The organism is Escherichia sp. XD33 (assembly GCF_019375075.1).
GTDB classification, from domain to species: domain Bacteria; phylum Pseudomonadota; class Gammaproteobacteria; order Enterobacterales; family Enterobacteriaceae; genus Enterobacter; species Enterobacter flexneri_A.
In genome coordinates this window covers 23,074-44,457 of the sequence record NZ_JAENDM010000023.1, presented here as the reverse complement: position 1 = coordinate 44,457, position 21,384 = coordinate 23,074, and the positions used below count along the sequence as shown (strand labels likewise).

Below are 21,384 nucleotides of genomic sequence, written 5' to 3'. Positions count from 1 at the left end.
TCAATGTCACCTGTAACGATGGGCTTTCTCATATGCACACCATAGTGTTCAGGAGACACGGAAAGGTATCAGGCAGCCTGCTAATGAGTGGTTTAATCACGAATTAGTACGTAAAATCGGTAACGGCTGGAAATCATTCAATACTCACACTATCGAAAGTTCCCCAGCCAACCGCGGTACGTTCTTACATACGATGTACCGCTGTTCTCTTTACGATTTTTAGCTGTACTGGTGAATTATGAGCAATCTGAATCCATGCATGACGTGTGGTGCCTGTTGTGCATTTTTCCGCGTCTCTTTTTACTGGGCCGAAGCCGACGATGCTGGCGGTACTATTCCCGCCAGGCTCACTGAACAAATATCCCCTTTTCACCGATGCATGAGCGGTACCAATCAGAAAAACCCCCGATGTATTGCCCTTGCAGGAACCCCGGGCAAAAATGCCTGCTGCACGATATATAAAAATCGATCGTCCACATGCAGAGAATTTGCCATGTCTGGTGAGAACGGAGTCGTCAATGAGGCTTGCAATCGTGCAAGGGCTAAATACGGGCTGACACCGTTATAAACATACAATAATTAATTGCACTGCCCCGCCAGCGATAATAGCGGGGCTTCGTTTTTCAGGGGTAACAAAACCCGATACTTCTTCTATTTGCCAGCAACAATGCCTCTCTTCTGTAGCGTTCTTCGGATCTACATCATCCTGAAGTAGCGCGATATACTCACTGACTATCTGCATCAGAATATAAAAAGCAATGTTTTTAACCTATAAAAATGGCGCTGTATTTGCGCCATTTTTATCATTCAATGCATTATCTGTTTGAGCCTAAAGGGATCTCAGGGTCTGGCTCATGAGTAATTCTGTTTCGTAAATCTCTGCGAATAATTTCAATAGACCAGAACCAGACTAAATGTCCAAAAATTTCAGAAACATTCTCATACCACGGGAGATCAAACAGAGGTGGCGTCAGTCCCATGAGAGGGAATGAAATCATATGAACAAAAAGTTGGGCTAAAGCACCTGCCAGTAAGCCCTGCCAGAGTTTAATTTTTGGAAATACTTCAGCGACCACACAATAACCGACAGCAAACACTATCGAAAAGATAATGTGCGTAACACCAACCCAGTTAAAGACATGCCCGGCAAAGGTATAAACAGCCGCATTGGGATCTGTCAGCCCCAACCAGTCTCGAAGAAAAATATACGGTGGATTGAGAAAATTACGCGAGCAATCAATTTGGCCTGCAGCCCTGATTAATGATTCCGGGCCACACGCTGCATTAAACATATCCACCGGGCTACGTGGCGGCAATGGAACTTCAGCCCCCCACTTCACGAATGCGGAAACAACGCCAGCAATCAGCCCAATGAATGCAGCAAGACCATAACGTCTGCGGTTCGGTGGAGTTTGTTCAAATATATTCATATCTACCCTGCTTGTACCATTATGTTATACACCTCTTCAGGAGTATTCATAAAACAAGGCAAATGTAAAGAACTGTATTGTTTTGTATAACAAGATAGTTTCCTAATCGCCAATGAATATAAGCTCCATCATTTCTCCCTATTTTTATATTAGAAGTGACAGAGATTTGCAGGGTGATGTAGAGCTGAAAATCACAGGTTTCCTTATTGGTTTTTGCATCGTACAACTAAAGCAATAAACCAGCTCCCATCATCATCAACATCCCGGCGAACATGAATTTATTAGCCGGGCTCATAGCTGCATTCGCGTTTTAAGAATAATCCTCCTGCTGTCGCCGACTATGCTTAACGTTTAAAAAAGCATCAGCACTCTCGCAACGCACTCTTATTTTCCCCTTTAGAATACCGGAGGCCTGGTATGAGCAACCAAGGCGAATACCCCGAAGATAATCGGGTTGGGAAGCACGAGCCGCACGATTTAAGTTTGACCCGTCGCGATCTGATTAAAGTGAGCGCCGCAACAGCGGCGACCGCCGTGGTTTATCCTCATTCTACGCTGGCGGCAAGCGTTCCGGCAGCTACACCCGCGCCAGAGATAATGCCCCTGACACTGAAGGTGAACGGCAAAACCGAGCAGCTTGAGGTGGATACCCGAACCACGCTACTGGACACTTTGCGTGAAAATCTGCATTTGATCGGTACCAAGAAAGGTTGCGATCACGGACAGTGCGGAGCCTGTACCGTGCTGGTCAATGGTCGCAGGCTTAATGCCTGCCTGACGCTTGCAGTCATGCATCAGGGGGCCGAGATCACCACCATTGAAGGCCTGGGTTCGCCAGATAATCTTCACCCCATGCAGGCGGCCTTTATCAAGCATGATGGCTTCCAGTGCGGCTACTGCACCTCCGGGCAAATTTGCTCATCAGTAGCGGTGCTAAAAGAGATTCAGGACGGCATTCCCAGTCACGTCACGGTCGATTTGGTTTCCGCTCCAGAAACAACTGCCGATGAGATCCGTGAACGTATGAGCGGCAACATCTGTCGCTGTGGTGCATACGCTAACATCCTTGCCGCCATTGAAGATGCTGCGGGGGAGATAAAATCATGAAGGCGTTTACCTATGAACGAGTGAATACCCCAGCCGAGGCGGCACTTAGCGCTCAGCGCGTACCCGGCGCAAAATTTATCGCGGGCGGGACCAATCTGCTGGACCTGATGAAGCTGGAAATTGAAACGCCCACCCACCTTATCGATGTGAACGGCCTCGGGCTCGATAAGATTGAAGTGACCGACGCGGGTGGGCTGCGCATCGGCGCACTGGTACGGAACACCGACCTGGCGGCTCACGAGCGCGTGCGTCGTGATTACGCGGTACTCTCCCGCGCCCTGCTCGCTGGCGCGTCTGGTCAGTTACGTAATCAGGCAACCACCGCAGGTAATCTGCTCCAGCGCACGCGCTGCCCCTATTTTTACGACACCAATCAGCCCTGCAATAAGCGCCTGCCCGGGAGCGGCTGCGCGGCGCTTGAAGGCTTTAGCCGTCAGCACGCGGTGGTAGGCGTAAGCGAAGCCTGCATTGCCACCCATCCGAGCGATATGGCGGTCGCAATGCGGTTGCTGGATGCGGTGGTGGAAACCATCACGCCGGAGGGAAAGACTCGCAGTATCACACTGGCTGATTTTTATCACCCTCCGGGAAAAACGCCGCACATTGAAACCGCCCTGCTTCCCGGTGAGCTTATCGTTGCGGTGACGTTACCTCCACCGCTCGGCGGAAAACATATCTACCGTAAGGTGCGCGATCGCGCCTCCTACGCCTTTGCCCTGGTATCGGTCGCGGCGATTATTCAGCCTGACGGCAGCGGGCGCGTCGCGCTGGGCGGAGTAGCACATAAGCCCTGGCGCATTGAGGCTGCGGATGCTCAGCTATCCCAGGGGGCGCAGGCCGTATATGACACGCTGTTCGCCAGCGCCCATCCCACCGCTGAAAACACCTTTAAACTCCTGTTGGCGAAGCGAACGCTTGCCTCCGTACTGGCTGAAGCGAGGGCACAGGCATGAAATTTGATAAACCCGCAGGGGAAAACCCGATCGATCAGCTGAAGGTTGTCGGTCGTCCCCATGACCGCATCGACGGACCGCTGAAAACTACCGGCACGGCACGCTACGCCTACGAATGGCATGAAGAAGCCCCCAACGCCGCCTATGGCTATATCGTCGGTTCCGCCATTGCCAAAGGACGCCTCACCGCCCTTGATACGGACGCCGCGCAAAAAGCGCCGGGCGTACTGGCTGTCATTACCGCCAGTAACGCCGGGGCACTCGGCAAAGGCGACAAAAACACCGCCAGGCTGTTAGGCGGCCCCACTATTGAGCACTATCATCAGGCCATTGCGCTGGTAGTGGCCGAGACCTTCGAACAGGCGCGAGCGGCGGCCTCGCTGGTGCAGGCACACTATCGCCGTAATAAAGGAGCTTACTCCCTGGCGGACGAAAAACAGGCCGTCAATCAGCCGCCGGAAGACACGCCCGACAAAAACGTCGGTGACTTTGACGGGGCTTTCACCTCCGCTGCGGTGAAGATTGATGCTACCTACACGACCCCGGACCAGAGCCATATGGCGATGGAGCCGCATGCCTCGATGGCCGTCTGGGATGGAAATAAGCTTACCCTCTGGACCTCAAATCAGATGATTGACTGGTGCCGCACCGATCTGGCAAAAACGCTGAAAGTTCCCGTGGAGAATGTGCGTATTATCTCCCCGTATATCGGCGGAGGGTTTGGCGGCAAGCTGTTCCTGAGAAGCGATGCACTGCTGACGGCCCTCGCCGCCCGAGCGGTGAAACGTCCGGTTAAAGTGATGCTCCCCCGTCCCACTATTCCCAATAACACCACGCACCGCCCCGCCACCCTTCAGCACCTGCGTATTGGTGCTGACCAGAGCGGGAAAATCACCGCTATCTCACATGAAAGCTGGTCCGGAAACCTGCCCGGCGGCACGCCGGAAACGGCGGTACAGCAAAGCGAATTACTCTACGCCGGGGCAAACCGTCATACCGGCCTGCGGCTCGCCACGCTTGATTTGCCGGAAGGGAACGCCATGCGTGCGCCCGGCGAAGCCCCCGGTCTGATGGCGCTCGAAATCGCGATCGACGAACTGGCGGAAAAAGCGGGCATCGATCCCGTCGAGTTTCGCATCCTGAATGACACTCAGGTTGACCCCGCCGACCCGACGCGCCGCTTCTCTCGCCGTCAGCTTATCGAGTGCTTGCGCACCGGAGCGGATAAATTTGGCTGGAAGCAGCGCAACGCCACACCCGGACAGGTGCGCGACGGGGAGTGGCTAGTCGGCCACGGTGTTGCGGCGGGCTTTCGCAATAATCTGCTGGAAAAATCGGGGGCTCGGGTTCACCTCGAACCAAACGGCACCGTTACCGTGGAAACGGACATGACCGACATTGGCACCGGCAGCTACACCATTCTGGCCCAGACGGCAGCGGAAATGCTTGGCGTACCGCTGGAGCAGGTTGCGGTTCACCTCGGCGATTCCAGTTTCCCGGTTTCTGCGGGTTCTGGTGGACAATGGGGCGCGAATACCTCCACCTCCGGCGTTTACGCCGCCTGTGTGAAGCTTCGCGAAATGATTGCCTCGGCAGTCGGGTTTGATCCTGAGCAGTCGCAGTTTGCCGACGGCAAGATTACCAACGGTACCCGAAGCGCCACGCTACATGAGGCCACCGCAGGCGGCAGACTGACAGCGGAAGAGAGCATTGAATTCGGAACACTGAGCAAGGAGTACCAGCAGTCGACCTTTGCCGGGCATTTTGTGGAGGTCGGCGTGCATAGCGCGACGGGAGAAGTTCGGGTCCGGCGTATGCTCGCTGTGTGTGCTGCAGGACGCATCCTGAATCCGAAAACTGCACGCAGCCAGGTCATTGGCGCAATGACTATGGGCATGGGCGCGGCACTGATGGAGGAGCTGGCGGTGGATGACCGTTTGGGCTACTTCGTTAATCACGATATGGCGGGGTATGAGGTGCCGGTTCATGCGGATATCCCAAAACAGGAGGTGATTTTCCTGGATGATACCGACCCCATATCCTCCCCGATGAAGGCCAAAGGTGTCGGTGAGCTGGGCCTGTGCGGCGTGAGCGCGGCTATCGCCAACGCGGTGTATAACGCCACCGGTATTCGGGTACGGGATTATCCCATCACTCTGGATAAGCTGCTCGATAAGCTGCCGGATGTGGTTTAAGGAGGAACAATGTCATACTCGCTTTTTGACAAAGACGAACACTGGCATAAGCCAGAGCAGGCGTTTCTCACCGATGACCACCGGACCATTCTGCGCTTCGCCGTAGAGGCGCTAATGTCCGGTAAAGGAGCGGTGCTGGTGACGCTGGTGGAGATACGCGGCGGCGCGGCGCGCCCGCTCGGGGCGCAGATGGTGGTGCGCGAAGATGGTCGTTACTGCGGTTTTGTCTCTGGCGGCTGCGTGGAGGCCGCTGCCGCTTTTGAAGCGCTGGAGATGATGGGCTCAGGCCGCGATCGCGAAATTCGCTATGGCGAAGGTTCGCCGTGGTTTGACATCGTTCTGCCCTGCGGCGGTGGGATCACGCTGACGCTCCATAAACTACGCTCGGCACAGCCTCTGCTCGCCGTGCTGAACCGCCTGGAACAGAGAAAACCGGTGGGGCTGCGCTACGATCCGCAAGCACAATCGCTGGTGTGCCTGCCCACGCAAACCCGGACGGGCTGGAATCTCAATGGCTTTGAGGTGGGGTTCAGGCCATGCGTCAGGCTGATGATTTACGGACGTTCTCTTGAGGCGCAGGCAACCGCGAGTCTTGCAGCAGCCACAGGCTATGACAGCCATATCTTCGATCTTTTTCCGGCCTCAGCCAGCGCTCAGATCGATACCGATACGGCGGTCATTTTGCTGTGCCATGATCTCAACCGGGAGCTGCCAGTGTTGCAGGCCGCGCGAGAAGCAAAACCCTTTTATCTCGGCGCATTGGGCAGCTATCGAACCCACACGTTACGTCTGCAAAAGCTCCACGAGCTGGGATGGTCCAGGGAGGAAACAACGCAAATCCGGGCACCCGTCGGGATATTCCCCAAAGCCCGGGATGCGCATACTCTGGCACTCTCCGTGCTGGCAGAAGTCGCCTCTGTACGTCTCCATCAGGAGGAGGATTCATGCCTGCCCCCGTCGTCCTGATCCTTGCGGCCGGGCGTGGAGAGCGCTTTCTCGCCTCCGGGGGAAATACCCATAAGTGTATCGGCTGGCGTCAGTCCCCGGAGGTTGCGCCTTATCGCTGGCCATTTGAAGAAAACGGGAGAACTTTCGACCTTGCGATTGAACCGCAGATTACGACTAATGATCTGCGTCTGATGTTGAGGCTGGCTCTTGCCGGCGGAGGAATAACAATTGCCACTCAGGAAACTTTCAGGCCATATATTGAAAGCGGTAAGCTTGTATCGCTGCTTGATGACTTTCTTCCACAATTTCCGGGCTTCTATCTGTATTTCCCACAGCGTCGCAATATTGCACCAAAGCTCCGCGCCCTGATTGACTACGTCAAAGAATGGCGGCAGCAATTGGCTTAAATGTCTGCACCTGCACTGCCTGATGTCAGAACAGTATTTTGATGAATTGCCAAGGTTACAATGGCACAAATACGGCACAGGAGGAAACGTGGTGTATTTAAATATGGGGTAACTCTTTGATTTTAATGGTGCGATAATAGGAGTAAATCATAAAAACCAACCAATTGATTTATATGAATAAAAAAATTAAACCATTATTAGGTACCCCCAAAAGTACCCCCAGATTTTCTTGTTGCCATCTAAATTGTTTAAAAAACATTCTATTGATGTTGATACCACAATTTAAGAACTGCCTTGAAGCATATCAAGTTAGCTAGACGTCAAAATGGCACTCTGGGAATTTGTGTTTTAGGCCCAACCTTAGTGATGTTTGCCGTACAGCTCCCTTTATGGTCATCCTATGGTAAAGTTAAGCTCCCTTCGAAAGGAGACCCCCAAATGACGATAACAGCCTATTCTAGAAAATTTAAGCGTGAACTGGATGCTAAGCAGTTGGAAAACCTTTTCGAACGTAGCAACTCAGATCCTTCTTTAAGTTTTAGAGATTTTGTTAAAGAGGATGTTGAATGTCCGGCATGCAATGTTTCTGGTGGTTATTACGTTTCGGAAGGAAGATCGCTCAGTAACGGCAAAGTTGTAAAGCAAGCACACTTTGCATTTCGAGACAATCTAGGTAAAGACTCTCACCTCCCATTTTGTGATTTTTATACTGGAGATGATAAGTTGAACGTTGTTTCAAATGAAGGCCGAATTGATTTTATGCGCTCGGGTTCTGAAGCGACACGCTTAATAGGTCTTATGGTCTGCGCGGGAATTCAGGAGAAGATTTTTACGCAAGAAGATATACGTAACATGCGCCAATGGTTCTTAGATTTAAGAGAAAAAGGCACTTTTACATTTAATTTAAGCCCTCACATAATTTACCTTGCAAAGGCCTCATTGATTAGATACAAGAGAAACTATGATAATTATGTTGTCGATCTCAGCGCCACAAACAAAAGTTGGTTCGACATCAATGAGGAAGTATATCAATCCCTTTATTTCAAGTACCCTCAATTCTATCTAAACCGTAATGAGAATCCTGAACTTTGGAATGTAAGGCTTAAATCAGTAGTCAAAAAAGCAAGAACTATAGTAATTAAAGACTCTGGAACATCAACATTTGACAGATCAATTCTCAACGAAAAATATGAGATAGCTACTCAAATGGCAAGACTGATTCGAGACTACCACCCTCGACTCCGTATGATTATTAGTTACACACCAACATCTATCAAAGCAAACAACCCACTCATGGCTTTATCTGCATTATTATTACATGTTTCCGATTGGAATATTCAGGAAAGTTGTAAAAAAATCCAAGCAATTTTAGCAGTTGAGAAAGTTGACGATAATTCTGCAGGAAACATTATTGGATTAAACCCATTCATTCACCATAGCGCTTGGATTCTTGTTAAAGCTTTAAACGACTTACATTCTAATTTAGACAAAGAAATTGATTTTGATAAAGCATTCAACGAAGAAAAAGAGAGGCTCATGAAAATTTACTATCCAAATGGTCAATAACAAGTAAATTCTTATCTCTACAGATAAATACATACTTGAGCTGTGTTCTAACAAATTTTAATGATTACCACTAATATATCTCGGGGGTCAAATGAATATAACGGATTTTCTAAAAGGCTACAGAAACCATCCAATATTATTTGTTGGAGCAGGTTTCAGCATGAGATACTTATCAATTTCTTATAGCTGGCCGGCACTCTTAGAGAAAATTAGTATTGACCTGACAAACTCTAATGAACTATATAAAGATCTTGTCAGAGAAAACAGTAATAAAGATGGTATTATAGACCTTCCAAAAGTGGCAACGCAATTAGAGCAAATATTTGATGCAACACTTAAAGCAGATAGGAATGGAAAGTTCAAAAATATCAATGACTTATACTACAACTCGGAAGATACCTCCTCAAATATTAGCAGATTTAAAATCTATCTTTCACAGTTAGTGAATATCACAGATTTAAAATTAGGAGTTCAAGATGAAATATCTGAATTAGTAAAAGCCTCCAAAAATATTGCCTCTGTGATTACAACAAACTATGATAATTTTATCGAAAGTGCAATTGGTTATAACCCTGTAATTGGGAATGATATACTTTTAAGCAATCCTTATGGTTCTGTTTATAAAATTCACGGATGCGTTAGCAAACCAGAATCCATAATAATAACTGGTGATGACTATGTTCATTTTGATAAAAAATATGAGTTGATTCGTGCTCAACTCCTATCCTTATTTATACATAACCCGATTATATTTATGGGGTATAGAATAGGTGACCCTAATATTAAAAAAGTATTAAAAACAATATTTTCATACATACCACCTCGTTCTAAAATTGCAGAAAAAATAAAAAACAACTTCCTTCTGATTGAAAGAGAAGAAGGCATTGATAATTTAAACGTTGTCTCTCACGATCTCGAAGTAGAAGATGCTGGGTTAATTAGCATTAATAAAATCGTTACAGATAACTTCTCAGACATATATAAAGAACTTGCTCAACTGCACTTACCAGTTTCGGTAATGGATATACGCAGAGCAGAGAGTGTCTTTGGTAAAATAAAGGAAGGCGGAGACATAAAAGTAAAACTTGTTGGGGATTTGGACACGCTCAGAAATGATGAACTTGTTCTAGCCGTCGGTTCTGTTAACTCTATAAAAATACACATGCAAACACCTCAGGAGATGATGGAAAACTATTTTGATCTAATTTCAAATCAGGAGTCGCATGTTGTCGAGTTGCTTGACAAGTTCACCATCAATAAAAGATCATATTTCCCAGCTTATGCTTTTCATAAATTCAGTCCAGGTGTTAAATGCTTAACATCATTAATGAAAAATCAAAAAAGATTAATAGCGTCAAACTATGCTAGGTTACCCAAGAATCAAAGAATAGTAGAACACACCATTGAAGATATTTACGCTAAACATTCAGATATTGATAGCAAATTACAAAATATTATTTTCTTCAATGCTCATGATGGACATATATCCTTGGAAGATTTAGAAAAACATGTCCGAGAATTTAAGGACAAGTCTCATACTGATTATCGCAAACTTTTAGCATTGTATGATTACCTCGCACACAATGTATAATTATATACATTATCATTGTGATTATAGTTAGCAAAACTGCAACTGATGGTTTTATACGATTACTAGTTGCAGCCGCAGTTTACAGATCACATCAACTGTAACTTAGAGCGTTTAGAGCCAAAATTCCCGCTGGTATAGCCAGCGGGTGACAGGTTTTGACTGATGCAACCAACGAGCTGTACCTGAAGTTTTCTAAAGGGGGAGAGGTTGTCACTTTCCCCCTGGTTTTCCCTAGTAAGGCATAACAAACCATAACAGGCTGACACCTGCGCTGCTTCGCATCAGGACTAACAAAAGCTAACCGCCGGGCTCAACAAAGCTCAACGCCAGCCCTTTACACTTCTGCTCTAGCTGCTGTTCGCAGGCGTCAGGATCCGTTAGGTTGGGTTGACACTTTTCCCAGTTTCTCGCGAAAAAGTGTCAAGTTTGAGGGCTGGGGGGTTTACAGTTTTTCGCCGTCCAGCAGGCAGAGTGACATTAAACCAGTTTTGTTCCAGTCATCCAGCGTATCGGGGTGCATTGTGGCAACGTAAGCCAGCTCAGAACGAAGAAACCGTAAAGCGCCTGCTGCACGGTCTTTGCCATAGAAGCTGTGGGTTTCTTCATCCGGCCGGAAGAGAATCAGCAATTGTTCATCGGACTCGTGCTGAACATCAAAACCCAGCTCAGCGGCTGCTGCCTCTATTCGCTGGCCAGCATTAATATCAGCCGGCAGCTCTTTCCCGCCGTCATGCCCCCATACCCACGCGGCGGCCTGCGCCCACGTCATTGCATTGTGATGATCACCAGCACCAGCACCAGCACCAGCACCAGCACCAGCACCAGCACCAGCACCAGCAGAATTTTGCTTCGCCTGTGTTGCTTCAACATCCACTTTATCGCCTGATAGCACAATCTCACCACGTGCTATCCAGCCGTAAACTGTTTGTCGGCTAACGCCCATATGCCTGGCGTAGGCTGATTTACTTAACAGCATCGTGTGTTTCCCTCCGGGCAGAAAAAAGCCGCCATCAGGCGGCCTGTTTCCCATCTTCATCATCTGCTTTACCCTGTCGAGAATTAATTTTTTCCATACCATCAATGTACTCGGACAGATTCGCCAGCCCGGAGACTCGAGGAGCCACATCGCGAGGGTCGTCATTGCTTCCAAATACCAGATTTGCATACCATGTGCGAACAGCGATGATTTGCTGCAGGTTGCGGTTAATGGCTTTTACCAGGTTAGAAACAGATTTGATAACGGCTCCGTTATCTGTGGCGATACGGGCAAAAGTCAGTCGCTCCAGCTGAGAATCTGTTACGCCTGAGCAAATGGCGTTACCTCGTAGCAGGGCGTCACATAAATCAGTCTGATTCCCGGCATACATTGCTACCATCAGCTTTTCTTTCGCAGCTCCATCCAGCGAGCGAAATACATTCCGTAGCTCACTATCTCGCATAAATCCGACAACATCACCCTCGGCCAACGGAGCAACTGGGGCCAGTTTGGTCTTAAGATAATTGAGAATATTTTCAGCTTGTTCGCTGATCATCGCCGTACTTCTAGTGAAAGCCGTGAGTGTGTCTCTATTTGCCGCATCTCTGGCCCGGCGGTTTTTTGCTGCTTCGTTTAAATCCGGATCATTGCGGATAACCTCTACGGCATCGGCTTCCGCCTCAGCTAACATTGCCACGGCCCGCAGATCACCAAAAATATTCGCCATCCCTTTAAAAAGAATCGCCATCTGCTCATTAGGCGCAACCACGTTCAGAAACGTTATCAGTGATAGCAATGCTTCTTTGCCCAATTTTAATTTCGTAACTCACTGGCTTACCTCCATTCTGGATAGCCCAACATCAAATATTTTTCTCGCCACATCATGGATTGATGGTGCGATACCAAACCCGGATTTCTGGCGTTCCTGCTCCTGGATGGCTTTTAATGCCGCAACCTGAGCAGCGCTCAGAAGAACGGGTTTCACGTGTTCCTTTTTCATGCTTCCCCCTTGGTTATCACATGATAAAAAACGCAACAATCATAATAAGCATTGCAAGTAATGAAATGATGGTAATGAAATCGAGGGGATGCACAACGTGAAATGAATGGATGCGTTTTAAAGAATTTGCCCTCAAGGTATACATGGTGTTCATAAAGGCTATAAATTGCTTATAAAACATAATATTAACCTATGAACACCAGCCTACATTTTGGGATTTCAGGTCTACACGGTATACATCATTCTGTTTAATAAACGATCAGATGGTTAATGAGAGAATGAACACCATGTACACCCTGTGTATACCTGAAAACAAGGTATACATGGTTTATTTCACTGATTTATATATAAATTATTCTCTCGATGTATACCATGTATACCTTTCTCCATATTTATCTGAACTTCATTCTTTATGACCGGCTACAGGATGCGTCTGAGGTAACCAGTCTTCCGCACTCTCTGAAAGTTCAACGTTGGTCACCATGCCACGGGCTCTCCGTTCCTTACGGTAATCACCGTTCCGGATGCACTGCCGCCTGCATGTATCCATTGCTCACCGCCGTTAAGGACTGTACCGGAAGCCTGCCCGCGCAGATTCTGTCCTCCACCGGCACTGATAACCGTATCCGTGGCACTGCCACCGGCCATGACATCCTGCAGACCGTCTGCGGTGACAGTGGTGTTTCTGGCAGTGCCACTCGGAGTTATCTGCTGCCCGCCGGTGTTGTCATCAGAATCCGGCCCCAGCTCCAGCCCGGTACTGACAGTCACGCCATCCGCTGTACCTGAAACAGTCTGGCGGTCATGATTTATCAGTGTTCCGCCGCTCACGGTTTCTCCCGCCTGTACAACCGTGTCAGCAGCCGGTGCCGGGAGTGACGTGGCAGCGGCAAGGGACAGGGCAACCGCCACACCGGCGCGTTTTCCCCGTGAGCGGGCCAGTTCGGAAGCCACCACAAAAGCGCCCGTAATGTGATTCCATACCAGTCTGTAGCTGGTATTCAGATGTCGTTTCATCCTTTTTTCCTTACAGAGGGTGAATAAAAAAGCCGGTACCCACAAATGTGGATACCGGCAGGTAAAGGGTTACAGTGCCGGATGTCCGGCAGACGGAGGTTTCTGAAGCGTGGTCCTGTTCCCTGAATCTCATGTCTGTATGTGTCTGTTCAGAATTACTGACAGGGGTGATTATTGCTTTATAGATCGATATAAACGATCGATAAAATAGTTATCGATCGTTTTATTCTATTACCTAACGCCAGGACGGACAAGATTCAGGAAGCAAAAACCGTGTGTTTTGCCAGCCGGGTTCAGAAGAAAATCCAGTTCCATACCGCGCGGGCAACAGAGACCACCGAGTCACGGACGGCACGCAGAACCGTGCGTGCAACAGAGGCAATGCAGACGCTCTCCGCCGTGTCAAATATCCGGTCCACCGCACCGGTAAACTGTTCACGGGCCTGAGACCGGACAGACTCCGTGCACAGCTCGTCCTGCAGGCGGGTCATCAGGGGACTGGCAGCATGGTCGGGAAGCGCTGTCATGAGCGCACTGACCAGCGTATCCAGTTCCCAGCCGGTGCGGGCCGATACGGCAACAACCGGATGTACGGGCCGGAACAGACGGAATACCGCCTCCGTTTTCTCGCGAATATTCCGTGCCTGTGCGGGAGAAGGCTGAATGCCGGCCACATCCCATTCGTGGCAGGGCTCCGTTTTATCGGCCTGCGTCACCACAAACAGCACCTGCTGATGTCCCCGGTGCAGAATGTGTCGCCAGAAATACTCATCCACAGACAGGGCACGGTCATCGGCTTTAATCAGCCACAGTACCAGATCAAGTTCAGGCAGAATGTCACGGTACAGGGCCTCATACTCTGCATCCCTGTCCCGGCTCTCGCCCACCCCGGGCAGGTCAGTGATAACCATGCTGTGACCATGGCCACTCAGACGGAAGCGCTGCACTTCCCGGGTGCCGGCGTGAACATCACTGACCGGGGTGACCTCTCCCTGAAACAGGGCATTACAGAGTGAGGATTTACCGGCCCCGCTTTTACCCATAATGCCAATCACGGGTTCGTGACTGGTGAGTTTGCGCAGATGTTCCAGGATGTGACGGGAAAGTGAATAAGGCAGGGAAGAAAGTGGTTTTTCAATTGCCTCAATGGCATCAGACGGATTCATACATGTATTCCCGGTGAAAAAAGACAAAACCCCGCGCACCGGAAAGGTGGCGGGGGATTCACAACGATAATATCTGTCTGAAATTATTTGGAATGCAGGTATATGCAGCTGATTTGTATCAGCTAATGAGTACAGGTCTGAATCTAATCTGACAGTCCGCTTTGTGCCAAAGGCGGACGCTCAAGTAGATACTGTCCTGACAGTATGCGGTAACCAGAGTTGTTATATATTACTTGCGTCCAAACCAGCTTTCTGACAACCCGGCCGCTCCTGCTTTCAACAACGCGCCGCCATACTTTTATGCTGCAAAGAGCGGAGACAGAAGGTTAGCGTAATTTGTAAATAACTTACATTCACGTGTGATCTGGATCATAATTTTGCCTATGCACCGATCGTAATATAAACATTTACATAACGATCAGTGATTCATGAATACTCAAATAACTTTCGCTGCGCTTTTGCCAGCATTAGCGTCTTTCATACCGCTTCATGCTCATGCCTCGTCTACTTCTGAAGATGAAATGATTGTCACGGGCAACACCGCCGCCGACACCACCGATTCTGCCGCCGGTGCCGGTTTCAAAACGAACGATATAGATGTCGGCCCGCTGGGAACGAAATCCTGGATCGAAACACCATATTCCAGCACCACTGTTACTAAAGAGATGATTGAAAATCAGCAGGCGCAAAGCGTCAGCGAGATGCTGAAATACTCTCCCAGTACGCAAATGCAGGCGCGCGGTGGAATGGATGTCGGGCGCCCGCAAAGTCGGGGGATGCAGGGCAGCGTGGTGGCCAACAGCCGTCTGGACGGGCTGAATATCGTTTCAACAACCGCGTTTCCGGTGGAAATGCTTGAGCGCATGGATGTGCTTAACAGTTTGACCGGCGCGCTGTACGGCCCGGCGAGCCCAGCAGGGCAGTTTAATTTCGTGGCGAAGCGCCCAACCGAAGAGACGCTGCGTAAAGTGACGCTGGGCTATCTCCGGATATTTTCTGAACCAGGTCGCCAGCGCACGCTGATCGCAGCCGGGAAGCAGGACGAGGGGACTGTGAGTATCAAGATTGACGATTAACGTACCGTAACGGTGGCCCCGATGCTACGCCCATTCATCAATACCGATATGGAGCGTGCCTGACAGTTTCTCGGCCTCACCTCCGGCTATTAATCCCTGTTGACGTTGTAAATTTTGTAACGCCTGTGAAGACTGCTGGTGTGAACCGGCGAAGGGGGCAAGCGACCCGGCAAAAAATTTTCGTGAACAAGTTGGGTTACGGCAGTACCAGTGGCGGACGGAAAATACAAGTCATAGCGTCTGCCCTGAGCAGGGTAGATACTGTATCCGGCGCCGACGACAACTATGAACAAAGTCGCTACGCTTAAAAGCATTCAGGACATTGTGCTGCTTTGCGTTTTCCGCGGAGATGGAGGGTTATACCGTCAGAGCTAATAATTTGTCGACTGCAGCGCCATCCGCAAGATAACTGTAGCAGTGTCTTAAGAGACTGCTACAGTTATCCATAACTTAAAACAGCTTAGCTCCTTGTTCATCAGAAAGTTTCATCCATTTTCTTCCACCAAGGTTGCGGAAGAGGCATTTTTCATCCGTCGTTGACAACATATACCTACGCTTTGCGATCTGCTGGAGAAAGGCTACTTTTCCTAATCTTTCAATATAAGCACTAGAATTGACTGCTCTGGATTAAAACGCCTCTCCCAAACTCAATTCCGGATACTTCAATAATATTACGCCATGCTGTGACAAATATCACACCCTACTCAATTTAAGGATAAGGTAATAAGGCGAGTTTCCCCGCCTTTGGCGTCAGGGTGCCAGAGTGTGGGCGATGGCGCGGAGCTGTTCCGCAATGGCCTGCAGATCTTTTCCCTGCTCGATTCGGGCGCCGCTGGAATGGCGTATCACCAAGCGCGCAGGCAGAATGGATGAGGTATGCGGCGCACCGCTGGTGCTGGCGAGGATCCGCCGCACCGCCTCCTTCCCCTGCAGATCGAGATCCAGCGACACCGTACTCAACGACGGATAGAAAAAAGAGCTTTCGTAGGTATCGTCATAGCCAATGACGGACTTCTCACCCGGCACCGCCACCTGATGCTGATGGAAGGCGCTGAGCACCCCCAACGCCATCTGGTCATTTCCTACCAGCACAGCGCTAAAATTGGGCGTTTCGCGCAGCATCTGCAGCGCACCGGCATAGCCGCTTTGCGCATCCCAGTTGCCGTGCAGGACGGTCACCGGCTTCAGACCGTAGCCCTGCAAAGTCTCCAGCCAGCTTTTTAACCGGAGTTTGGCCGAGACAGAATTGTCCGGTCCTGCCAGCAACGCGATCTCCCGATGCCCCATCTCATAGAGATATTTGACGCTGGCCCGCGTGCCGTCCGCCGGGTTAAACGAAACGTTAAACACGGAGCTGTAAGGATCAACATCGAGAAACAGGCAGACGATATCATCGTTGTCAGCGGCGATTTTCTGCGCCTGTTCGGTCTCCAGTGGCACGTTGATAATGACTTTGTCCACTCGCTGAGATTTCAGCTCATTGATAGAATCCTGGATACTTTGGTTGACGCTCTCATCGATCATCGAAATCAGAACCTGATAACCTTCCAGATTGGCATAACGTTTTACCGCCGTCGCCACCTGGGAAGGCGCATGCCAGGCCAGCGAAATAGTCACCAGCCCGACCGTCTGACTCTCCTTTCCCACCAGCTGCTGCGCCAGCCGGTTTGGCACATAGCGTAATGCCTCTATCGATTTCTCCACCTTGCGGCGCGTCGCTTCGGATACATTGGCAGATTTGTTGAGTACCCTGGACACGGTCTGGTAAGAGACGCCCGCATGACGGGCAACGTCTTCCAGAGTAGCGCTTTTAGACTTCATGCTCCGGTTCCTTATGTTGTTATCTCATGATTGTAACAGGGGCCATTTAAAAAAACGCTCACCGCCACCTCACGCTGCAAAATATCACCTAAAAAAGTATTACGTTCACAATACAGTGAATTGTGAATAACCTCACCTATCGCAACAAAAACTAGTGTGATTATTTGCAGTTAGTCACAAAACAATCATATCTCATTTGCCTGTAGTTACATTTAGACATTTTATTACATTAGTTATGTGAACGTAATACAAAACAATAAGAGGATAGAGATGAACACTACACTGCGTGCTCTTTCAGTCGCGTTAGCCGCTGCGCTAATTGCTCCTTCCGCGTTTGCGGCTTCCGCCGCGATCCCAACGATCGATTTCCATGGCTATATGCGCGCCGGGGTTGGAGTCTCCAGCGACGGTAGCGAAGTGGAATGGCAAAAAAATAAGCTGGGCCGTTTGGGGAACGAGTCGGATACCTATGGCGAGCTGGAGCTGGGCTCTGAAGTCTATAAGAAAGATGACGTCAGCTTCTATCTCGACAGTATGGTCAGCATGGTCTCCGACGGCTCTAACGATAATGAAACCACGCTGAACGATGATGCACAGTTCGGCTTACGTCAGTTGAACCTGCAGATAAAGGGGCTGATCCCTGGCGATCCAAATGCTGTGATCTGGGGCGGTAAACGTTACTACCAGCGCCATGATCTGCATATCATCGATACCAAATACTGGAACATTTCCGGCTCCGGAGCCGGGGTGGAAAACTATACTCTCGGCCCGGGCGCCGTCTCGCTGGCCTGGATCCGCGGCGATGCCAACGATGTTGACTATCGCGTCGATGGCGACAGCAACGTCAATATCAACTATATCGATTTACGCTACGCGGGCTGGAAGCCGTGGGCGGGCTCGTGGACCGAATTCGGTATCGACTACGCGATGCCAAACACCACGAAAAAACAGGATAGCTATGGCGGACTGTACGATGCTGACAACGGCGTCATGCTGACCGGTGAAATCAGTCAGGATATGCTGGGTGGCTATAACAAAACCGTGCTGCAGTACGCCAACAAAGGCCTGGCGCAGAACATGGTCTCCCAGGGCGGCGGCTGGTACGATATGTGGAACTACGTGAATGACGCCACCGGTTATCGTGTGATTAACACCGGCCTGATCCCGATTACTGAAAAGTTCTCTATCAACCACGTTCTGACCTGGGGCTCGGCGGATGACATTACCGACTATACCGACAAAACGCGGATGCTGTCGCTGGTCGCCCGCGGACAGTACCAGTTTACCGACTACGTGCGCCTGATTGGCGAAGTTGGCGGTTTCTATCAGAAAGACAGCTACAACAATGGCACCAGCTACAAACAGGCGGGTGAGAAATACACCATTGCGTTGGGCCTGGCGGACGGGCCAGACTTTATGTCACGTCCGGAATTACGCATTTTTGCTTCGTATTTGAATGACTCCGAAGATGGTAAACCGTTTGAAGACCAGACGGCGAATAATACCTGGAATTTCGGCGTGCAGGTTGAGGCCTGGTGGTAATCGCACACGGTTAAGACTCATACGTTATTTTTATCTCCTGCTGTAAGACTGTTAATTATCTTCCGGTAAACTTTATTGCCACTGCTGTCTTTGTCTTATTTTCGGGATAACCTGTTTTCAGGTTATCCCGTTTTATTTATTTCCGGGCAGCAAAATGTTCATCCAGAAGCTGACGCAGCGCATCGGACTGTTTACCGAAAATAGCATGCACCTGTTGACAAAGAATAATAACCCCCAGCGCGCCCTGCTGCTGTAATGCGTCCGTATCTACGTCTGCAAGATGACGAACAGTCACGCGCAGACGCGTAATACAGGCATCCACTTGCGTAATATTCGCTTCGCCGCCGAAGGCCTGAATAAGCGCCTCGATTTGCTGTTTTTCCGCCTCGCTTAATGGCTGTGCCGGACGCGCTGGGGAGAAATAGTGCAGGAAGGATTTTAAACTCACCATAATAAACTCCAGGTTTAAGATAAAAAAAGCCTGCTCGTCAGAGCAGGCGTGGAAAAGAAGAAATTACGCGTGACGACGGAGAATACGGCAATCCCATGCCGACAGGGTCAGTGGAGCCGACACCGCCGCGTCGGTCAGGCAATCCCAATATCCTTGCGGCAGGGTCAGGGTATGGTTTTGGGCGCTGTAGTTCTGCAGGAAGATAAAAGAGTTGTCACCGTCGGTGCGCGCAGTAGCCACCACGCCGGGTGGTAACTCCGTCGCTATCGCCCGCGGCAGGGCCAGCTCCTTGCTCAGGGTGGTAAAGAAATCGCGCTGGAAGGCTAAATCGTTGCGGGAGGCCACATGCCAGGCTTTGCCTTTCCCGAACTCGTTCACCGTCACAGCCGGCCGGCCGGCATAAAAATCATCCCGGTAGGTGGCCAGCGCCTGGGCGCTCTCTGTATGGATTAGTTCGCAGAGATGGCGCACCTGATAAGGGCCCTGCAGACCGCACTGATTCCCGGCAAGTCCCTGCACCAGATTAAACTCGCCGTCATTCAGGCAGTCGATCTCTTCCGCCCAGATCCCCAGCAGATTGCGCAGCGGGCCCGGGAAGCCGCCGAGATAGCAGAGATCGGACTCATTGACGATGCCGGTCCAGTAGGTGGTCACCAGGTGGCCGCCGTTGGCGACAAACGCCTCCGCCCGCCCGGCAAAGCCGTCGCGCACCATATATAACATTGGGGCAATCACTAACTGGTACGGCGTTAAATCGACATCGGCGTCAATCACATCGACGGCGATGCCCTGCTCCCAGAACGGGCGGTAGTGCTCGTTGACCGTCTTCTCATATTCCATCCCAAGATTGCGCGGCCCCTGGGCGTCATCCAGCGCCCAGCGGTTCTGCTGGTCGAAGATAATCGCTACTTTCGCCTCGGTGCGACAGCCCCTCACCTCCGGCAACTTACTGAGGATCTCGCCGAGCTGGCAGACTTCGCGGCCAATGCGGGTATCAATATGTCCGACGTGGTCGACCACTGCGCCGTGAAATTTCTCAACCGAACCGCGGCTTTTCCGCCACTGGAAATACTGCACCGAGTCGGCGCCATGCGCCACCGCCTGCAGCGAGGAGAGAATATGCATTCCCGGCTTCTTCAGTTTGCTGGTCGGCTGCCAGTTGGTGGCGCCCGGCGTGGACTCCATCAGCACAAACGGCTTACCGCCCTTCAGGCTGCGCATCATGTCGTGATACATCGCGGTGTAGCAGGCCAGCGCAGTTTCGTCTTTATCGCGGTGCCACATCGGATAGCTATCCCAGGAGATGAAATCCAGCACCTCCGCCAGCTGCCAGTAGTCGTAATCGTAGAAATATTCCATAAAATTGGTGGTCACTGGCAGAGCGGAATTCGCCGCTTTCAGCGGAGCAATTTCATGGCGGCAAAAATCGGTCACCTGAGCGGTGTTAAAGCGATGCCAGTCAAGATTGAGACCGTGGATCGACATCTCGCCCTGCGGCGCAGGCGATTCAATCTGCGACCAGTCAGTATAGGTATGGCTCCAGAAGGTGCTCCACCAGGCCTGGTTGAGATTCTCCAGGGTCTGGTAACGCGCCTTCAGCCAGTCGCGAAAACGATTCTGGCAGAGATCGCAATGGCATTCGCCGCCATATTCGTTGGAAATATGCCAGCCCAGCACCGCCGGGTGTGAGGAATAACGTTCAGCCAGCAGGCTATTGATTTTCAGAGTCTTCTCGCGATAGACCGGCGACGACATACAATGATTGTGACGGCCGCCGTGCAGGGCCGGCACCCGATCGCGCCCCACCCGCAGAACCTGCGGATAGCGTTGCGACATCCACGCCGGACGCGCGCCGCTCGGCGTGGCCAGAAAAACATGTATACCGGCGGCATACAATTTATCCAGAATAGTGTCCAGCCAGGCGAAATCAAACACCCCTTCGCGTGGCTCCAGTTTCGCCCAGCTAAATATTCCCACCGACATCACATTGCATTTTGCCTGCTGCATCATGGCAATGTCTTTATCAATAATATCGGGGTCATTCTCCCATTGCTCCGGATTATAATCCGCGCCATGCAGCAGCGTATTAACCTTCGGATGTAAAGGTGCAAATTTATTCATAATAAACTTCCTGAAAA

General features: G+C 50.4%; 16 protein-coding genes and 4 pseudogenes. 10 read left to right on the top strand and 10 right to left on the bottom strand.

Translation table 11 applies throughout. From position 1 onward, the window contains the following. Positions 1 to 238: 238 nt before the first annotated feature. Entirely contained in the window at positions 239 to 568 is a 330-nt protein-coding gene (locus K0778_RS14770; RefSeq protein ID WP_001303809.1) for a YkgJ family cysteine cluster protein, read from the top strand. A gap of 247 nt (positions 569 to 815) precedes the next feature. On the opposite strand, the gene K0778_RS14765 is transcribed toward K0778_RS14770, so the two are convergent. Further along, complete coding sequence (locus K0778_RS14765) at positions 816 to 1,430, bottom strand: YagU family protein (protein ID WP_001019920.1); 615 nt, start codon at positions 1,428 to 1,430, stop codon at positions 816 to 818. A 417-nt stretch (positions 1,431 to 1,847) separates the two neighbouring features. Between K0778_RS14765 and paoA the strand changes: the two genes are divergently transcribed. From paoA to K0778_RS14730, 7 genes and pseudogenes are all read left to right on the top strand, one after another. Beyond that, positions 1,848 to 2,537 carry an aldehyde dehydrogenase iron-sulfur subunit PaoA gene (gene paoA, locus K0778_RS14760; protein ID WP_000070700.1) on the top strand — a complete coding sequence of 230 codons (690 nt, stop codon included), beginning with the start codon at positions 1,848 to 1,850 and terminating at the stop codon, positions 2,535 to 2,537. Then, on the top strand, positions 2,534 to 3,490 hold the full coding sequence (gene paoB, locus K0778_RS14755) for an aldehyde oxidoreductase FAD-binding subunit PaoB (RefSeq protein ID WP_000643333.1): 957 nt from the start codon (positions 2,534 to 2,536) through the stop codon (positions 3,488 to 3,490). Before paoA ends, paoB begins: the two co-directional genes overlap by 4 nt. After that, complete coding sequence (gene paoC, locus K0778_RS14750; protein ID WP_001619173.1) at positions 3,487 to 5,685, top strand: aldehyde oxidoreductase molybdenum-binding subunit PaoC; 2,199 nt, start codon at positions 3,487 to 3,489, stop codon at positions 5,683 to 5,685. The genes paoB and paoC overlap by 4 nt, the downstream gene beginning before the upstream one ends. Positions 5,686 to 5,694: 9 nt before the next feature. Further along, entirely contained in the window at positions 5,695 to 6,651 is a 957-nt protein-coding gene (gene paoD, locus K0778_RS14745) for a molybdenum cofactor insertion chaperone PaoD (protein ID WP_001619172.1), read from the top strand. Between the two features lie 50 nt (positions 6,652 to 6,701). Continuing rightward, positions 6,702 to 7,040, top strand: a pseudogene (locus K0778_RS14740) (LysR substrate-binding domain-containing protein); the annotation flags it as partial. Positions 7,041 to 7,478: 438 nt separating this feature from the next. Continuing rightward, positions 7,479 to 8,606, top strand: a complete 1,128-nt coding sequence (locus K0778_RS14735; protein ID WP_023342982.1) for a hypothetical protein — start codon at positions 7,479 to 7,481, stop codon at positions 8,604 to 8,606. A gap of 91 nt (positions 8,607 to 8,697) precedes the next feature. Then, on the top strand, positions 8,698 to 10,197 hold the full coding sequence (locus K0778_RS14730; RefSeq protein ID WP_023342981.1) for an SIR2 family protein: 1,500 nt from the start codon (positions 8,698 to 8,700) through the stop codon (positions 10,195 to 10,197). Between the two features lie 442 nt (positions 10,198 to 10,639). Here K0778_RS14730 and K0778_RS27715 read toward each other — a convergent pair whose 3' ends face one another. From K0778_RS27715 to K0778_RS14705, 5 genes and pseudogenes are all read right to left on the bottom strand, one after another. Further along, positions 10,640 to 10,966 carry a hypothetical protein gene (locus tag K0778_RS27715; protein ID WP_017880055.1) on the bottom strand — a complete coding sequence of 109 codons (327 nt, stop codon included), beginning with the start codon at positions 10,964 to 10,966 and terminating at the stop codon, positions 10,640 to 10,642. Positions 10,967 to 11,207: 241 nt separating this feature from the next. Beyond that, positions 11,208 to 11,984 carry a hypothetical protein gene (locus K0778_RS14720; protein ID WP_223367351.1) on the bottom strand — a complete coding sequence of 259 codons (777 nt, stop codon included), beginning with the start codon at positions 11,982 to 11,984 and terminating at the stop codon, positions 11,208 to 11,210. 15 nt (positions 11,985 to 11,999) lie between these two features. Then, positions 12,000 to 12,173 (bottom strand): hypothetical protein, encoded by a 174-nt coding sequence (locus tag K0778_RS14715; RefSeq protein ID WP_017880052.1) that lies wholly within the window; start codon positions 12,171 to 12,173, stop codon positions 12,000 to 12,002. 510 nt (positions 12,174 to 12,683) lie between these two features. Further along, a pseudogene (locus K0778_RS14710) lies at positions 12,684 to 13,190 on the bottom strand (ESPR-type extended signal peptide-containing protein); the annotation flags it as partial. 293 nt (positions 13,191 to 13,483) lie between these two features. Next, the gene (locus K0778_RS14705) at positions 13,484 to 14,356 is read right to left on the bottom strand and encodes a GTPase family protein (RefSeq protein ID WP_001069719.1); all 873 of its coding nucleotides are present in this window, start codon (positions 14,354 to 14,356) and stop codon (positions 13,484 to 13,486) included. A gap of 428 nt (positions 14,357 to 14,784) precedes the next feature. On the opposite strand from K0778_RS14705, the pseudogene K0778_RS14700 reads away from it, so the two are divergent. Next, positions 14,785 to 15,339, top strand: a pseudogene (locus K0778_RS14700) (TonB-dependent receptor plug domain-containing protein); the annotation flags it as partial. Here the strand turns inward: K0778_RS14700 and K0778_RS14695 are convergent. Both K0778_RS14695 and K0778_RS14690 read right to left on the bottom strand, forming a co-directional pair. Then, a pseudogene (locus K0778_RS14695) lies at positions 15,337 to 15,850 on the bottom strand (transposase); the annotation flags it as partial. The pseudogenes K0778_RS14700 and K0778_RS14695 overlap by 3 nt on opposite strands. Positions 15,851 to 16,182: 332 nt before the next feature. Next, a complete protein-coding gene (locus tag K0778_RS14690; protein ID WP_000837747.1) occupies positions 16,183 to 17,253 on the bottom strand; it encodes a LacI family DNA-binding transcriptional regulator in 1,071 nt (356 codons plus the stop codon). Between the two features lie 270 nt (positions 17,254 to 17,523). Here K0778_RS14690 and K0778_RS14685 point away from each other — a divergent pair, with 270 nt between their 5' ends. Continuing rightward, positions 17,524 to 18,795: a maltoporin gene (locus tag K0778_RS14685; protein WP_001098396.1), complete on the top strand. Its 1,272-nt coding sequence runs from the start codon at positions 17,524 to 17,526 to the stop codon at positions 18,793 to 18,795. A gap of 136 nt (positions 18,796 to 18,931) precedes the next feature. Here the strand turns inward: K0778_RS14685 and K0778_RS14680 are convergent, their stop codons facing one another. After that, a complete protein-coding gene (locus K0778_RS14680) occupies positions 18,932 to 19,246 on the bottom strand; it encodes a glucose PTS transporter subunit EIIB (protein ID WP_000254058.1) in 315 nt (104 codons plus the stop codon). Between the two features lie 63 nt (positions 19,247 to 19,309). Beyond that, a complete protein-coding gene (locus tag K0778_RS14675; protein ID WP_001031684.1) occupies positions 19,310 to 21,367 on the bottom strand; it encodes a beta-galactosidase in 2,058 nt (685 codons plus the stop codon). Positions 21,368 to 21,384 lie beyond the last annotated feature (17 nt).

Excerpts from the sequence above, each read along its gene's own strand:
- K0778_RS14675 (WP_001031684.1), bottom strand. The coding sequence starts at position 21,367 with ATGAATAAATTTGCACCTTTACATCCGAAGGTTAATACGCTGCTGCAT.
- K0778_RS14690 (WP_000837747.1), bottom strand. The coding sequence starts at position 17,253 with ATGAAGTCTAAAAGCGCTACTCTGGAAGACGTTGCCCGTCATGCGGGC.
- K0778_RS14735 (WP_023342982.1), top strand. The coding sequence starts at position 7,479 with ATGACGATAACAGCCTATTCTAGAAAATTTAAGCGTGAACTGGATGCT.
- K0778_RS14765 (WP_001019920.1), bottom strand. The coding sequence starts at position 1,430 with ATGAATATATTTGAACAAACTCCACCGAACCGCAGACGTTATGGTCTT.
- K0778_RS14680 (WP_000254058.1), bottom strand. The coding sequence starts at position 19,246 with ATGGTGAGTTTAAAATCCTTCCTGCACTATTTCTCCCCAGCGCGTCCG.
- paoA (WP_000070700.1), top strand. The coding sequence starts at position 1,848 with ATGAGCAACCAAGGCGAATACCCCGAAGATAATCGGGTTGGGAAGCAC.
- paoB (WP_000643333.1), top strand. The coding sequence starts at position 2,534 with ATGAAGGCGTTTACCTATGAACGAGTGAATACCCCAGCCGAGGCGGCA.
- K0778_RS14705 (WP_001069719.1), bottom strand. The coding sequence starts at position 14,356 with ATGAATCCGTCTGATGCCATTGAGGCAATTGAAAAACCACTTTCTTCC.
- K0778_RS14685 (WP_001098396.1), top strand. The coding sequence starts at position 17,524 with ATGAACACTACACTGCGTGCTCTTTCAGTCGCGTTAGCCGCTGCGCTA.
- K0778_RS14730 (WP_023342981.1), top strand. The coding sequence starts at position 8,698 with ATGAATATAACGGATTTTCTAAAAGGCTACAGAAACCATCCAATATTA.
- K0778_RS14770 (WP_001303809.1), top strand. The coding sequence starts at position 239 with ATGAGCAATCTGAATCCATGCATGACGTGTGGTGCCTGTTGTGCATTT.
- paoC (WP_001619173.1), top strand. The coding sequence starts at position 3,487 with ATGAAATTTGATAAACCCGCAGGGGAAAACCCGATCGATCAGCTGAAG.
- paoD (WP_001619172.1), top strand. The coding sequence starts at position 5,695 with ATGTCATACTCGCTTTTTGACAAAGACGAACACTGGCATAAGCCAGAG.
- K0778_RS14715 (WP_017880052.1), bottom strand. The coding sequence starts at position 12,173 with ATGAAAAAGGAACACGTGAAACCCGTTCTTCTGAGCGCTGCTCAGGTT.
- K0778_RS27715 (WP_017880055.1), bottom strand. The coding sequence starts at position 10,966 with ATGACGTGGGCGCAGGCCGCCGCGTGGGTATGGGGGCATGACGGCGGG.